The organism is Dyella sp. 2RAB6, assembly GCF_052115385.1.
Taxonomy (GTDB): domain Bacteria; phylum Pseudomonadota; class Gammaproteobacteria; order Xanthomonadales; family Rhodanobacteraceae; genus Dyella_D.
Map to the genome: position 1 here is coordinate 266,798 of NZ_JBFRGP010000003.1, position 14,584 is coordinate 281,381.

14 protein-coding genes are annotated in these 14,584 nt (G+C 68.1%); 6 read left to right on the forward strand and 8 right to left on the reverse strand.

Going from position 1 to position 14,584, the window contains the following annotated elements; all coding sequences use genetic code 11:
• Window positions 1–39: 39 nt before the first annotated feature.
• The 3 genes from AB4083_RS07100 to AB4083_RS07110 all read right to left on the reverse strand — a co-directional run bounded on the left by AB4083_RS07100 (window position 40) and on the right by AB4083_RS07110 (window position 2,880).
• Window positions 40–1,482 carry a M20/M25/M40 family metallo-hydrolase gene (locus AB4083_RS07100; RefSeq protein WP_441607068.1) on the reverse strand — a complete coding sequence of 481 codons (1,443 nt, stop codon included), beginning with the start codon at window positions 1,480–1,482 and terminating at the stop codon, window positions 40–42.
• Between the two features lie 194 nt (window positions 1,483–1,676).
• Window positions 1,677–2,090 carry a large-conductance mechanosensitive channel protein MscL gene (mscL, locus tag AB4083_RS07105; RefSeq protein ID WP_441607069.1) on the reverse strand — a complete coding sequence of 138 codons (414 nt, stop codon included), beginning with the start codon at window positions 2,088–2,090 and terminating at the stop codon, window positions 1,677–1,679.
• A gap of 103 nt (window positions 2,091–2,193) precedes the next feature.
• Window positions 2,194–2,880, reverse strand: coding sequence for a fumarylacetoacetate hydrolase family protein (locus tag AB4083_RS07110; RefSeq protein ID WP_441607070.1), 687 nt, complete (start codon window positions 2,878–2,880; stop codon window positions 2,194–2,196).
• Window positions 2,881–3,147: 267 nt separating this feature from the next.
• Between AB4083_RS07110 and AB4083_RS07115 the strand changes: the two genes are divergently transcribed.
• The 4 genes from AB4083_RS07115 to AB4083_RS07130 all read left to right on the forward strand — a co-directional run bounded on the left by AB4083_RS07115 (window position 3,148) and on the right by AB4083_RS07130 (window position 7,690).
• Complete coding sequence (locus AB4083_RS07115; RefSeq protein WP_441607071.1) at window positions 3,148–4,389, forward strand: efflux RND transporter periplasmic adaptor subunit; 1,242 nt, start codon at window positions 3,148–3,150, stop codon at window positions 4,387–4,389.
• Window positions 4,390–4,481: 92 nt separating this feature from the next.
• Entirely contained in the window at window positions 4,482–5,171 is a 690-nt protein-coding gene (locus tag AB4083_RS07120; protein ID WP_441607197.1) for an ABC transporter ATP-binding protein, read from the forward strand.
• Window positions 5,172–5,182: 11 nt separating this feature from the next.
• Window positions 5,183–6,346 carry an ABC transporter permease gene (locus AB4083_RS07125; protein ID WP_441607072.1) on the forward strand — a complete coding sequence of 388 codons (1,164 nt, stop codon included), beginning with the start codon at window positions 5,183–5,185 and terminating at the stop codon, window positions 6,344–6,346.
• 12 nt (window positions 6,347–6,358) lie between these two features.
• Entirely contained in the window at window positions 6,359–7,690 is a 1,332-nt protein-coding gene (locus AB4083_RS07130) for an ABC transporter permease (protein ID WP_441607073.1), read from the forward strand.
• A gap of 47 nt (window positions 7,691–7,737) precedes the next feature.
• On the opposite strand, the gene AB4083_RS07135 is transcribed toward AB4083_RS07130, so the two are convergent.
• Window positions 7,738–9,168: an MFS transporter gene (locus AB4083_RS07135; RefSeq protein WP_441607074.1), complete on the reverse strand. Its 1,431-nt coding sequence runs from the start codon at window positions 9,166–9,168 to the stop codon at window positions 7,738–7,740.
• 92 nt (window positions 9,169–9,260) lie between these two features.
• On the opposite strand from AB4083_RS07135, the gene AB4083_RS07140 reads away from it, so the two are divergent.
• Window positions 9,261–10,139: a LysR family transcriptional regulator gene (locus AB4083_RS07140; RefSeq protein WP_441607075.1), complete on the forward strand. Its 879-nt coding sequence runs from the start codon at window positions 9,261–9,263 to the stop codon at window positions 10,137–10,139.
• Between the two features lie 102 nt (window positions 10,140–10,241).
• Here the strand turns inward: AB4083_RS07140 and AB4083_RS07145 are convergent, their stop codons facing one another.
• The 4 genes from AB4083_RS07145 to AB4083_RS07160 form a co-directional block, all read right to left on the reverse strand.
• Complete coding sequence (locus AB4083_RS07145; RefSeq protein WP_441607076.1) at window positions 10,242–11,657, reverse strand: short-chain fatty acid transporter; 1,416 nt, start codon at window positions 11,655–11,657, stop codon at window positions 10,242–10,244.
• Between the two features lie 219 nt (window positions 11,658–11,876).
• Window positions 11,877–12,797 carry a drug/metabolite exporter YedA gene (gene yedA / locus AB4083_RS07150; protein WP_441607077.1) on the reverse strand — a complete coding sequence of 307 codons (921 nt, stop codon included), beginning with the start codon at window positions 12,795–12,797 and terminating at the stop codon, window positions 11,877–11,879.
• A 146-nt stretch (window positions 12,798–12,943) separates the two neighbouring features.
• Window positions 12,944–13,801, reverse strand: a complete 858-nt coding sequence (locus AB4083_RS07155; protein WP_441607078.1) for a methylated-DNA--[protein]-cysteine S-methyltransferase — start codon at window positions 13,799–13,801, stop codon at window positions 12,944–12,946.
• A 78-nt stretch (window positions 13,802–13,879) separates the two neighbouring features.
• Window positions 13,880–14,164 carry a hypothetical protein gene (locus AB4083_RS07160; protein WP_441607079.1) on the reverse strand — a complete coding sequence of 95 codons (285 nt, stop codon included), beginning with the start codon at window positions 14,162–14,164 and terminating at the stop codon, window positions 13,880–13,882.
• A 78-nt stretch (window positions 14,165–14,242) separates the two neighbouring features.
• Here AB4083_RS07160 and AB4083_RS07165 point away from each other — a divergent pair, with 78 nt between their 5' ends.
• Window positions 14,243–14,584 (forward strand): Rieske (2Fe-2S) protein, encoded by a 342-nt coding sequence (locus AB4083_RS07165; protein ID WP_441607080.1) that lies wholly within the window; start codon window positions 14,243–14,245, stop codon window positions 14,582–14,584.

A 14,584-nucleotide genomic window follows, 5' to 3' on the forward strand; every position in this document is an offset into this window, starting at 1 on the left:
GCGGCCCGGAGGCCGCTTTTTTTGCCATGAAGCGAACGCTCAGTCGCGCGCGCCGTCGTTCTTGAACGCGTCCGGCGCCGAACCGAAGTCCCCATCGGCCTGTGCCGCCATGTACGAGAACGCGGCATACACCGCCACATTCTGCGCCAGCTCGCGCGGGTCGATCTTGTCCAGCGTGTCGTTGGCGGTGTGGTGGTAGTCGAAGTAGTCGGTGCCGTCCTGGGTCAGGGTCAGCGCGGCCATGCCCTTGGCGTGCATCTGCGACAGGTCCGAACCGCCGCCGCCCGGATGCTGCGGGTCGTAGGCCACGCCGACCGGCTCGATCACCTTGGCGATCTGCTCGATGGCGCCGCGCGCCGACGGCTTCACGCTGGCGGTCATGCGCCAGATCTTGCGCGCGCCGAAGTCGGACTCGGTGCCGAGCTGGTGCTTGGCCACTTCCGCGGCGTGCTTGTCGGCATACGCGCGACCGCCGAACAGGCCCATTTCCTCGTTGGCGAAGGCGATCACGCGGATGGTGCGGTCAGGCCGCTGCGGCAGGCTGAGGATCATCTTGCCCGCGGCCATGGCGATCGCCACGCCGGCGCCGTCGTCGATCGCGCCCGTACCCGGGTCCCACGAATCCAGATGACCGCCGATCGGCACGATCTGGTCGGGGTACTTCTTGCCGGTGATCTCGCCGATCACGTTGGCGCCGGTGTAGGTGCCGGTGATGCCGCAGTCCAGCTCGAGCTTGATGCTTACCGGCTTGCCGTAGGCGAGCACGCGGTCGAGCTGGTCCGCATCCGGCAGCGACAGCGCGGCGGCGGGAATGGCTTCCTTCGGATCGCGGAAGCCGGTGACGCCGGTGTGCGGCGTGCGGCTGTGCTCGTCGGTGCCGGCCGAACGCAGCAGGAAGCCGGCGGCGCCCATCTTCGAGGCGATCACCGGGCCGCCGGTGCGCACGCCGGAACCGATGCCGTAGTCGTGGCCGTCCTTGTGGCGCTGCATCTTGGCGTCGACGAAGACGATCTTGCCCTTGACGCTGGCCGGATCGGCCTTCTTCAGCGCGTCGAGGCTGTCGAACTTCACCACCTCGGCGGTGATGCCGCCCTTGGGCGTGCCGGCGGAATAGCCCAGCGCGATCACCGTCAGCGGCTGCGGGAACGGGCCGACGATGGCGGCATGCTCGCTGTGGCGCTCCCACAACGGGTAGGTGACGGTCTCGGTGTAGACCTTGTCGTAACCCAGCTCCTTGAACTTGGCCACGGCCCACTCGCGGCCGCGCTGGTCGTTCGGGCCGCCGGCGATGCGCGGGCCGATTTCGGTGGTGAGCGATTCGACGATCTTGTAGCCGGTGTCGTCGGCCATGGCCTTGTCGCGCAGCTGTTCGGCCGTCTTTACGGCGGACTGCGGAATGGTGGTGGCCTTGTCGGCGGCGCTGGCAGCGCCGACGGCGAGAGCAAGGCTGGCGGCGAGCAGGGTAAGAGGCAGGCGGCGCATCGGGGACTCCTCGGTGTAAACCCCGATTATCGCGCCGGCCCGCCGCGCCGCTTAGGCCAGAAGTCACGAGTGCGCTGCGCAACAGGCGCGAAATTCGCGCGTTTTCGTTGCGGCCGGCGCGGCCTGTCCGCATAGGCCCTGATTGCGGCCACAAAAAAGGGGAACCGCGGCTGCGGTTCCCCGGCCGGGCAGATTTACGGCTGCTGCTTCTTCAGCAGGTCGCGGATCTCGGTCAGCAGCGTCTCAGTCGGCGGCGGCGGGGCCGGCGCGGCTTCCTCGCGGCGGGTCAGGCGGTTGATCGCCTTGACCACCAGGAAGATGGCGAACGCGATGATCACGAACTGGATCAGCACGTTGATGAAGGCGCCGTACTGGATCGCGACCTCGGCGATCTTGTGTTTCGGATCGCTGTCGTCGCCGGGCTTGAGCACCCACTTCATGGCGGAGAAGTCGACGCCGCCAGTGAGCACGCCGATCGGCGGCATGATGATCTGGTCGACCAGCGAGGTGACGATCTTGCCGAACGCGCCGCCGATCACGACACCGACCGCCAGGTCGACGACGTTGCCGCGCATGGCGAAGTCCTTGAACTCTTTCAGCATGCCCATTGCTGCTCTCCCTCTTGCTTGATGTAGGTATTGCCCCCTGGGACGGGCGAGGCGCCGGCCGTTCCACGTACCGAGCTTGCCGCCGCCGATGTAGCGATGCCGTTTACACGATGCGGCCGTCCAACGTGGCGATGCCATCGAGCGAGGCGTGGAAGCTGTCGCCACGCTGTAGGGCGGCCACACCGGCTGGCGTGCCGGTAAAGATCAGGTCGCCGGCTTTCAGTTCGAACAAGCTCGACAGGATGGCGATGATGCCGGGCACGTCATGCACCATCTCGGCCAGCGTGGTCTGCTGGCGCAGGTTGCCGTTGATGGCCAGGCTCAGGCCGGTCGTCGCCGCAAGGCGCGCCTCGGCCGCCGGACGCAGCGCCGACACCGGCGCGGAATGATCGAAGCCCTTGGCTACATCCCAGGGATGGCTCTTGGCCTTGGCCAGCGCCTGCAGGTCGCGGCGGGTCAGGTCCAGGCCCACGCCATAGCCCCAGACCAGGTCGGCGGCGCGCTCGGCGGGGATCTCGCGTCCGCCGGCGCCCAGTGCCACCACCATCTCCACTTCGTGGTGCAGGTCCGTGGTGGCCTGCGGGTAGGGCACGTCGGCGCCGTCGGTGACGATGGCGTCGGCCGGCTTGCAGAAGAACAGCGGTGTGTCTTTTTCCACCGTGGCGCCCATCTCGCGGGCGTGCTCGGCGTAGTTGCGCCCGATGCAGAACACGCGGCGCACGGGAAAACGCAGGTCGCTGCCGTACACCGGCAGGCTGGGCTGGAGCGGGGCGGGGATCACATAGGCCATGCACGGAAGGGTAGCAGCTAGCCGGGGTGGCCCGGCAGGGATACGTGCCGTGTCAGCTATCGCCGTCCTGCGGACAGCGCTATACCCCTGTCGATTTCGGGCGGCGTCGTTCGACGTAAGGGAGAGAGCGGTCGCGCGGGGCCTCGTTGGCCCCGGATGACAGCTGTCATTGCCATCGGCTGATGAGGCGTTCTGCAATGTTTTGCGGCCATGCCTCATCGTGCCGGCCATCGGTAGCCGGTGGGAACCGGCTTTTGGGGAGCAGGTGTGAAGAACGCGGAATTGCTGAAGGAACTGCGCATCGAGCGGCATGAGCGCGAGGACCATGGTCAAGGTCCCGGGCGCTGGCCGTGGATCGTCGGCGGCGTGGTCGTGCTGTTGCTGGCGGCCGGCGCCGGCGGCTGGATGCTGTGGGGTCACCCCACCTTGGAAGTGAAAACCGCCGCCGCGGTCGCGCCCAGCGCGGCGGCCGGCCCCGGCGCCGTGCTGCAGGCCACCGGCTACATCACCGCGCGCCGCCAGGCCACGGTGTCGGCGCAGATCACCGGCACGCTGACCGAGGTGCTGATCGAAGAAGGCGACCGGGTGCAGAAGGACCAGGTGCTCGCGCGCCTGGACGACAATGCCTATCGCGCCGGACTCGATGCCGCCGAAGCCAGTGCGCGCGCCACCGAGGCGCAGGTGCAGCAACTGCAGGCCCAGCTCGACCAGGCCCAGCGCGACGCCGTGCGTGCCCACACGCTGGCCACCAGCGGCCTGGTGCCCAAGCAGCAGGACGAACAGGCGCGCACCCTGGTCAACACCACCGCGGCCCAGCTCAATTCGCAGCGCAAGCTCGCGCTCGCGGCGCAGGCGCAGGCGAAGCAGGCCAAGGTGAACTTTGACTACACCGTGGTGCGCGCGCCGTTCACCGGCGTGATCACGGTGAAGGCGGCCCAGGTCGGCGAAATCATCTCGCCGCTGTCCGCCGGCGGCGGCTTCACCCGTACCGGCGTGGGCACCATCGTCGACATGGATTCGCTCGAAATCGACGTCGACGTCAACGAGGCCTATATCGGCCGCGTGAAGTCGGCGATGCCGGCCGAGGCCGTGCTCGACGCCTACCCGGACTGGAAGATCCCCGCTCATGTGATCGCCATCGTGCCCGCCGCCGACCGCGGCAAGGCCACGGTGAAGGTGCGCGTGGCGCTGGATCAGAAGGACCCGCGCATCGTGCCGGACATGGGCGTGCGCGTGTCCTTCCTGGAGCAGGCCGCGCCGAAGCAGGCCGCCGAGGCGCCGAAGGGCGTGCTGGTGCCGGCCGCTGCGATCGCGCAGCGCGACGGCCACGACACGGTGTTCGTGGTCAGCGGCGACACCGCCCGCGAACACACCGTGCAGCCGGCGCCGCAGGCTTATGGCGAGATGCGCCTGCTGCCTGCGGGCGTGCAGGCGGGCGACACGGTGGTGCTGTCGCCGCCGGCGGAACTGAAAGACGGCATGCGCGTGAAGAGCGCAGCGAATCCCTGAAACGAATCCCTTTAAAAAACCGCTTGAGCGCGGCTGAGCCGCGCCACGACAACCTCGAAGGTCAACGCAGTTTCTGGAGAACAGGCATGAGCATGGGCACGCTGATCGAAGTCCGCGATCTTTCCAAGGTGTACGAGCGCGGCAAGCAGAAAGTGGAAGTGCTGCACCACATCAACCTCAATATCGCCGAGGGCGACTTCCTCGCGCTGATGGGCCCGTCCGGCTCGGGCAAGACCACCTTGCTCAACCTGATCGGCGGCCTGGATTCGCCGACCGGCGGCAGCATCGGCGTCGGCGGCCAGCGCATCGACCAGCTCGGCGCCGGCGCGCTGGCCAAGTGGCGCGCGGCCAATGTCGGCTTCGTGTTCCAGTTCTACAACCTGATGCCGATGCTGACCGCGCAGCGCAACGTGGAACTGCCGCTGCTGCTGACCAAGCTGTCGGCCGCGCAGCGCCGCAAGAACGCCGCCATCGCCTTGCAGCTGGTGGGCCTGGATGAGCGCTCCTCGCACAAGCCCAGCGAACTCTCGGGCGGCCAGCAGCAGCGCGTGGCGATCGCACGCGCGATCGTGTCCGACCCGACCCTGCTGGTCTGCGACGAGCCGACCGGCGACCTGGACCGCCAGTCCGCCGAGGACGTGCTGGGCCTGCTGCGCACGCTCAACCGCGAGCACGGCAAGACCATCGTGATGGTCACCCACGATCCCAAGGCGGCCGAGTACGCCAACCACACGCTGCACCTCGACAAGGGCACCCTGGTCGAGCAGCAGGCGCTGGCCTGAGGGATGCCGCGATGAAATATCTCCATCTCATCTGGGCCGCGCTGTTCCGGCGCAAGACCCGCACCATCCTCACCCTGGTCTCGATCGTCACCGCGTTCCTGCTGTTCGGCATGCTCGACGCGGTGCGCACTTCGTTCGACCAGGCCGGCCAGAGCGCGAACGGCGCGCAGCGGCTGCAGACCGGCTCGCGCCTGTCCTTCATCCAGACCCTGCCGTCCGGCCTCAACAGCCAGATCTCGCAGGTGCCGGGGGTGAAGTCGGTGGCGTATGCCAACTGGTTCGGCGGCGCCTATCAGGACCCGCACAACCAGGTCTTCAGCTTCGCCGTCAGCGACAACTATCTGGACCAGTATCCGGAAGTGGAAGCCAGCCCCGAAGCACGCAAGGCGTTCGAGAACTCGCGCACCGGCATCCTGGTGGGCGAGAAGCTGGCGCAGCGCTTCGGCTGGAAGGTGGGCGACAAGATCCCGCTGCAGTCGACCATCTTCCCGCTGCATGACGGCAGCAAGAACTGGAGCTTCGACATCGTCGGTACGCTCAAGGCCAAGGAAGCCAGCGCGGGTTGGTACGACCAGATCGTGCTGATGCACTGGAAGTACTTCGACGAAGGCACCGCGTACAACCGTGGCATGGTCGGCTGGTATGTCACGCGCGTCAGCGACGTGAACCAGGCCGATCGCGTGGCCAAGGCGATCGATGCGATCTCCGCCAACTCCGACCACGAGACGCGCACGCAGACCGAACAGGCCGCCACCGCCGCGTGGATGAAGCAGCTGGCCGATATCGGCCTGATCGTCGGCGCGATCATGGGCGCGGTGTTCTTCACCCTGCTGCTGCTGTCGGGCAACACCATGATGCAGGCGGTGCGCGAGCGCACCTCCGAGCTGGCGGTGCTGAAGACGATCGGTTTCACCAGTCCCTCGGTGCTGATGATGGTGCTGGCCGAATCGGTGTTGCTGTTGTTGATTGGCGGCGTGATCGGGCTGGGCCTTGCCTCGCTGCTGATCCCGGTGGTGGCCAAGGGCAGCGGCGGCATGCTCAACCTGCCCGGCGTGACCGGCGGCAGCTGGGTGCTCGGCCTGGGGATCATGGTGCTGATCGGATTGCTGGTGGGTGCGTTGCCGGCTGTCCGTGCGATGCGCCTGAATATTGTCGATGCACTGGCAGGACGCTGAGGAGCCGACGCCATGTCCAAATCCAAGAATTTCCTGTTCGGCTTCGGCCTGTTCGTACTGGTGATCGTCTGCCTGGCGGTGTGGATCAACCTGCCGCTGTGGATCGTCGGGGTACTGGTGCTGCTGTTTGCGCTGTGGATGGTTTTCACGCGGCGCGGCCAGCAAGCCGCCTCGGTGACCGGCGTGGGCATCAGCACGCTGCGCGGCCGGCTCGGTTCCTCCGCGGTGGTGGTGATCGGTATCGCCGGCGTGGTCGGCGTGCTGGTGGCACTGCTGGCGATGGGCGAGGGCTATGCGGAAACGCTGCGCAAGACCGGCAGCGCCGACACCGCCATCGTGATGCGCGGCGGTTCGGCCAGCGAAGTGATGTCGGTGCTCGACCGCGACAGCGTGGTGGTGATCCCGCAGATCGCCGGCATCGCGCGCAATGCCAAGGGCGAGCCGATCGCTTCGTCCGAAATCGTGGTGGCCGCGAACCTGCCGGTGAAGGGCGGCAAGGGCGCCGACGACGAAGGCAGCGTGCAGCTGCGCGGCGTGGGCGAGCATGCCTGGGAGCTGCGGCCCAACCTGAAGATCGTCGCCGGCCGCAAGTTCAATCCCGGCATGCGCGAGCTGGTGGTAGGCAAGGGTGCGCAGCGCCAGTTCGCCGGGCTGGAGCCGGGTCGCGAGATCAAGCTCGGCAGCCAGCAGTGGACGGTGGTCGGCGTGTTCGCCAGCGACGATGCGCTGGAATCGGAAGTGTGGGGCGATGCCCCGGTGGTGGCCGATACCTATCGCCGTGGCGGCAGCCGTGCCTCGGTGACGGTGAAGCTGGCCGATCCGAACGGCTTCAAGGCATTCGAATCCACCCTGGCCGCCGACCCGCGCCTGAAGGTCGACAGCAGCACCACGCTGGACTACTTCAGCAAGCAGTCCGAAGGCACCAGCAAGGTGATCCGCATCATCGGCATCACGGTGGGCCTGATCATGGCGATCGGCGCGATCTTCGGTGCGCTCAACACCATGTTCGCCGCGGTGGCCTCGCGTGCCCGCGAAATCGCCACCTTGCGTGCGATCGGTTTCCGCGGCCTGCCGGTGGTGGTGGCGATCATGCTGGAGACCATGCTGCTGGCCTTGCTGGGCGGCTTGATCGGCGGTGCGCTGGCCTGGCTGATCTTCAACGGCTATACCGCGTCCACGCTGGCGCAGGGCTCGGTGGGGCAGCTCACCTTCGAGTTCCACGTATCGCCGGCGCTGCTGTGGACCGGCGTGAAGTGGGCGCTGGCGATCGGCTTCGTCGGCGGCTTGTTCCCGGCGGTACGCGCGGCGCGCCTGCCGGTGACGACGGCCTTGCGCGAGCTGTGACGAGCGTTTGGTGATCGGAAAAAAGGGCCGCTTACGCGGCCCTTTTTTTATGCCTCCGGCGCGACCTGCACCGCTGCATTCGCTACGCCATGGCGGCCGAGCAGGCTCGACAGCAGGGCAATGACCGCCAGCGCGACGACGTTGCAACCGAGCCCGGTGGCGAAGGCATATGCATACGCCGCCGGATCGCGCGCCGCGCCGAGCGTGCTGTAGAACACGCCGCCGATCACCGCCACGCCGAGCGCGGCGCTGATCTGCAAGGCGGTGATCACCATGCCGGAGGCGAGGCCGGCGTGGCGCGCGTCCACGCTGCCGAGCACGGCGCGCATCAGCGACGGGAAGGCAAAGGCAAAGCCGAAGCCGATGCCGGAGACGATCAGTCCGGCCTCCAGCATGGTGGATGGCGCTTTGATGCCGCCGATGATCAAGGCGAAGCCGATCGCCTGCGCTGCCAGCGACAATGGCAACACCGCGCGACCGAGGCGTTGCATCACCGGCGCGGCTGTTACTGACGCGAACAGATAGCCCAGCGTGAACGGTAGCGTTGCGAGGCCGGTGTGCAGCGCATCGCGGCCGAGCCCTTGCAGGTAAGCCGCATAAGTGAACATGAAAGCGGAAGTCAGATAGAAACCCAGCGTGATCACGATGCCGAGCATGAATTCGCCATGGCGCAGCAGGCTCACGTCGACCAGCGGTGCGCCGCCGCGACGCGCGAGCCGTGCTTCGAAACGCAGGAACAGCACGAACAGCGCCAATGAGCCGCCGAGCATCGCCCACGTCCACAGCGGCCAGCCTTGTTCGCGACCTTCCACCAGCGGATAGACCAGCGCGGCGAGCGCGAGCGAGAGCAGCGCCATGCCGCCGAGATCGAGCTTCTTCGCGTGCGCCTCGCGCGATTCGCGCAGCAACAGCAGGCCGCCGGCGAACGCCGCGATGCCCACCGGCAGATTCACCAGGAAGATCCACTGCCAGCTCATGCCCCACCAGCCGGCCGCGATCAGCACGCCGCCTAGCACCTGGCCCAGCGTCGCGGCGAGGCCGAACGTCGCCGCGTACAAGGCCAGGGCGCGCGGTTGTTCGGCGCTGGGGAACATCACGCGGATCGAGGCGAGCACCTGCGGCGCCAACGCGGCGGCGGCCAGTCCCTGCAGCAGGCGTCCGACCAGCAGCGCATCCGCCGACCAGGCCAGGCCGCACAGCAGCGAGGCCAGCACGAAACCGGCGATGCCGATCAGGAACAGCCGGCGCCGGCCGAACAGGTCGCCCAGGCGGCCGCCGGTGATCAGGCACACGGCGTAGATCGCCGCATAGGCGGAAATCACGAACTGCGTCTGCGCGGCGCTGGCGTGCAGCGCGCCGCGGATCGAGGGCAGCGCCACGTTGACGATGAAGAAATCCAGCGGCGGCAGGAAGGCGCCGGTCAGCAGCACGGGCAATGCCAGCCAACGCCGCGGGTCGCCCGCGTCGGTCGGGGTCATGGCGGTCTCCTCGGAGGGGAAGGAGGTGGGGAATGACGTGGATGCTAGTCCGGGTCTAAGATAAGGAAAACTGATTGACGGATATTTCAATCATGACAATCGAAAATGGTTCGCCGATCCGGCCGCTGGACCTGGATGCGGTGCAGGCCTTCGTACTGGTGGCCGATCTGAGCAGCTTCACCCGCGCGGCCGAGGCGCTGGATACCACCCAATCGGCGGTCAGCCTCAAGCTGAAGCGACTGGAGGAACGGCTCGGGCGCCGCCTGCTGGAGCGCACGCCGCGGCGCGTGCGGCTGTCGCAGGAGGGCGCCGCGTTTCTCGATGCGGCACGCGATCTGCTGGAGGCGCATGAGCGGGCCCTGCACGGCCGCAGCGAGGCGCGCTTGAGCTTGCGCGTGGGGATCAGCGATCAATCGGCGGGCACCGAGCTGCCGCATCTGCTGGCAAAGGTCGGCGCCTATGATCGCTCGCTGCGCATCGAGGTGCGCATCGGATCTTCCGCCAGCCTGATGACCGCTTATGACAGCGACGAACTCGACGCGGCCATCGTCTGCGCTGCCGATGGCCGCCCGGGTGGCGAGTTGCTGTTTACCGAGCCCTACGCCTGGTACGCGCTGCCGGACTGGAAGCAGCCGTCCGGCGAGCCCTTGCGTCTGGCTGCACTGGCTGCGCCTTGCGCGGTGCGCGCGATGGCCTTGAAGACGCTGGACGATGCAGGCGTGGCGTGGACCGAGGTGTTCGTCGGCGGCGGTCTGCCGGCAGTAGTCGCGGCGACTTGTGCGGGTCTGGCGGTGGCGCCGTTGCCGCGGCGCGTGTGTCCGCCTTCGATCGTCGACGTGGGCGAGCAATTGGGTTTGCCGCGCATGCCATTGACGCGGATCGTGCTGCACCAGCGTGCCGCCGATCCGCGTACGCGCGAGGCGGTGCGCATTCTTGCTGCGGCCCTCAAAGCCAGCGTCAACGCAGCCTGATGCGTAGGTTGGAGTGAGCCGTAGGCGAACTCCAACGTGGCGCCCGGGTACATCGGGACATCCGTTGGGGTTCGCTGCGCTCACCCCAACCTGCGCTGCGCGTTATGGCATCACCGGGGGCACATAAGTCAGGGTCATGCCCAGCAGCCACAGCAGGCCCAGCACCAGCGGCACGTGCACCACCAGCTGGATGAAGGTGAAGCCCACGATGTCGCGCGCCTTCAATCCCAGCACACCCAGCAGCGGCAGCATCCAGAACGGATTGATCAGGTTGGGCAGCGCCTCGGCGGCGTTGTAGACCTGCACCGCCCAGCCCAGATGCACGTGCAGGTCGTTGGCCGCCTGCATCACGTACGGCGCTTCCACCAGCCACTTGCCGCCGCCGGAAGGCACGAAGAAGCCGAGGATCGCCGAGTACGCACCCATCACCAGGGTGAAGCTGTCGGTGGAAGCGACATGCACGAACAGCCCGGACAGGCGATGCGCCAGCGTATCGCCGCCCATGCCTGGCGCATGCGTCAGCAGTGCGGCGATGCCGCCATACAGCGGGAACTGGATCAGCACGCCGGCCGTGCTCGGCACCGCGCGCGCCACCGCGTTGAGAAAACTGCGCGGACGCCAGTGCAGCAGCAGGCCCACGGTGAGGAACAGGAAGTTGTAGGTGTTGAGATTGGCGATGGCCGTCACCGCCGGCTTGCTGGCGAATTCATAGCCGAGCCAGCCCAGCCCGAGCAGGCCGATCAGCAGCGACAGCAGCGGGCTGTATTCCAGCCATTCGCCGGGCCGCGTGCGCGGCGGCAGCGGCGCGGTGGCGGTGGTTTCGCTCACGCCGAAATCTTCCGCGGTGCGCGCGCTCGCGCCGGAGGGCGCGGTGAACCAGCAGATCACCAGCGACACCGCGATCAGCACGCCGGTCAGCACGATCGACTGCCACAGCAAGATGGTCTGGCTGAAAGGCAGCACGCCGGTGATGTTGAGCAGCCCGGGCGGCATGCTCTTGGGGTTGGCCTGCAATTGCGCGGCCGACGAGGAAAGCCCCATCGCCCACACCGCACCCAGCCCCAGATACGCCGCTGCGCCGGCGGCGCGATAGTCCATGCGCAGATCGGTGCGCCGCGCCAGCGCACGCACCAGCAAGCCGCCGAACACCAGCGAAAAACCCCAGGACAGCAGCGAGGCCAGCATGCTGACCAGGCCCACGTAGCACACCGCGCCGCGGCCGCTGCGCGGCGCGCGCGCCAGCAGGTCGATAAAGCGCGCGACCACCGGCGCGGTGGCGACGACATAGCCGCCGATCACCACGAAGGCCATCTGCATGGTGAAGGGAATCAGGCTCCAGAAGCCGTCGCCGAAGGCGTTGACGGTGACGGTGGGCGTGGCGCCGAAAGCGAGTGCGGCAGCGGCGACCAGGATCACGCCCAGCGCGGCGAACACCCAGGCATCGGGAAACCAGCGTTCGGCCCAGGCCGAACTGCGCAGGGCCGCGCGGGCCAGGGCACCTTCGTTGGTGTTTTGCATCGACGTTTCTCCCCGCGATGACGTGAGCCCCTCTCCCTCTGGGAGAGGGGTTGGGGTGAGGGTACGGGCGGAGTGAAACGTTGCACTCCGGCCGAACCCTCATCCGGCTGCCGCCACCTTCTCCCGGAGGGAGAAGGGTTCCTCCGTGAAGGTTGAGGTCAAGTCCAAACGCGAGGATGGTGAATCAGTGCCGGAGCAGCGGCAATACGATCTTGGTCGTCAGCCCTTCGCGCGCTGCTTGAACAGCGTGATGATCGCCACGCCGAGCAGGATCACCGCCATGCCGGCGATGTCGTACGGGCCGACGTGCTCGCCGGCCAGCAGCACGCCGAACAGCACCGCCACCGGCGGATTGACGTAGGCGTAGCTGGTGGCCACCGCCGGGCGCGCATGCTTGAGCACATAGAGATAGGCGCTGAACGCGATCAGCGAGCCGAACACCACCAGGTAACCGACCGCCAGCGTGGCGTGCAGGGTGGGATGCGCCGGCAGCCGCTCGCCGGTGCCGAAGCCGACCAGCAGCAGGGCCACGCTGGCGCACAGCATCTGCGCGGCGGTGTTCATCGGGCCGGCGGGCATGTCCTGGCGCTTGCTCCAGATCGAACCGAAGGCCCAGCTGGCGGCGGCCACGATCAGCGCGATCGCGCCGATGCGCGAAGCCGACAGGCTGCTGCCCAGGTTGAGCACCACCACGCCGGCGAAGCCAATCACCAGGCCGATGCTTTCGCGCCCGCTCGGCCATTGTCCGTACAGGCCGGAGAACAGCGCGGCGAACAGCGGCAGGCTGGCCACCGCCACCGCGGCGATGCCGGAGCTCACGCTCTGTTCGGCGAAGCACACCAGGCCATTGCCGAAGCCCAGCAGCAACACGCCGGTGATGGCGGCATTGCGCCATTGCCGCGCGCTGGGCATGGCCACGCCGCGCAGGCGCAGGAAGCCGAACAGCAGCACGCCGGCGCACAGGAAGCGGATGCCGGCGAGCAGGAACGGCGGATAGCTCGCCAGCGCGTAGCGAATGCCGAGATAGGTGGAGCCCCAGATGATGTACAGCGCGAACAGCGCGAGTGGAATCATCACGCGCGCGTCGGCGAATGGGCTTTGCGCCGCGGGAGCGGCGTTGGAGACGGACTGGTCGGTCATGGCGGGGAATGGCGCGAGAGAGTGGGCGCGGCAATCAGTCTACCGGCCCAGCAAGATAATGCGTGGCCCGGACGACGAGTAGCGAGCGGTTTGCAAGGCTAGCTTGAGCAGCGGTCAAGCCGGACCTGGATTTACCCGGTTCAGGCTCAGGCCGAAGCCCGCCGCCGTTCCTGCACCAGCAGCTCGCGCTTGCGCTCCACGCCCCAGCGCCAGCCGCCCACCGAGCCGTCCTCGCGCACTACGCGATGGCAGGGCACGATCAGGGCCACCCGGTTGTTGCCGCAGGCCTGGCCGACCGCGCGTGCTGCCTTGGGCATGCCCAGTTCCGCGGCGATCTCGCCATAGCTGCGCGTGCTGCCGGCGGGGATGCGGGTGAGGGCGTCCCACACGCGCCACTGGAAGGCGGTGGCGGCGATGTCCAGCGGCGGCAGCGCGGGGGCGGCGGCATCGGTCCAGCCGAGTTCGGTGGCGATGCGGGCGATCACCGCGTCCAGCCATTCCTCGCGGCCGGCATCGACCCGTTCCAGTTCGGCCTGCGGGAATTCGTCGCGCAGGCGGTGCTGCAGGTCCGCATCGTCGTCGCCCAGCGTCACCGAGCAGATCCCGCGCGCGGTGGTCGCCACCAGCAGGCGGCCGAGCGGGGTGTCGGTGGTGGTGTAGCGGATGCTGGCGCCCAGGCCGCCGGCACGATAGCTGGCCGGGGTCATGCCGAGCAGGCGGTTGCTGTGCTCGTAGACGCGGCTGCCGGAGCCGAAGCCAGCGTCGTAGACGGCATCGGTGACGGCCGCGCCGTCGCGCAGCGAGGCCTTGAGCTGGCCGAAGCGGCGCGCGCGGTGGTATTCGGCCGGGCTCATGCCGTAGCGGCGGCGGAACGCGCGCTGCAGATAGGTGGGGCTGAGTCCGGCGGCCTCGGCCAGGGCTTCCAGGCTGGGTGCCTGCTCGGCGTGCTCGATCAGGTCGCGGACGCGTTCGAGCGCGGCCTCGGTGCCTTGGCGGTGATTCATGGGAGCGGTGCGGATGTCCATGCCATCAGGCTAGCCATCCGGGGCGGGCGGGACTATCCGCTTCTTGCGCGGCGTCGCTCAGCGGGCCACGTGGTGGTGGGTCTGGTGCAGCACCACGAACTCGCCTTCCAGCACTTCCGGCTGGCGCGCATCCGCGGCGGCGCGCGGCGCGCCGGCGGAGGCATTACTCTTGCGGGTCCACTGGCGCAGGGCCAGCCACAGGCCGCCACCGACCAGCAACACGCCGGCCACGACCAGACCGAACACCAGCAACACGCCCACCAGCGCCACGCCGATCAACAGCGACAAGGCACGCACCAGCGGGTGGCGGGAACGACGCGGAGACGGCAGCGTGAAGCGCATGTGTTAAAAATCCGTGTGGTAAAATCAATGACTTACGTCCGTAACGATGCGGCTTTCACCCGCCAGAGACAAGTGCCGATGGATACAGCCACCCCCGCCCCGCCGCTCTGCCGCCTGGACGACATCCCCGACGGCGAAGCGATCGCCGTGGATGCCGCGCTGCCGGAAGGGGAGGAAAGCCTGATCGTGGTCCGCCACGGCGCCGCCGCGCATGCCTATCTCAATGTTTGCCCCCATGCGGGCCGGCGGCTGGACTGGGCGCCGGGCAAGTTCCTGGTCCGCGACGGCGTGCTGGTCTGCGCCGCGCACGGCGCCAGTTTCAACACCGCGGACGGCCTGTGCATCGGCGGCCCCTGCCGCGGCGAGCATCTGCGCGCGGTGGCGGTCGAAGTGGTCGAAGGCGACGTGCGGCTGGGTTGA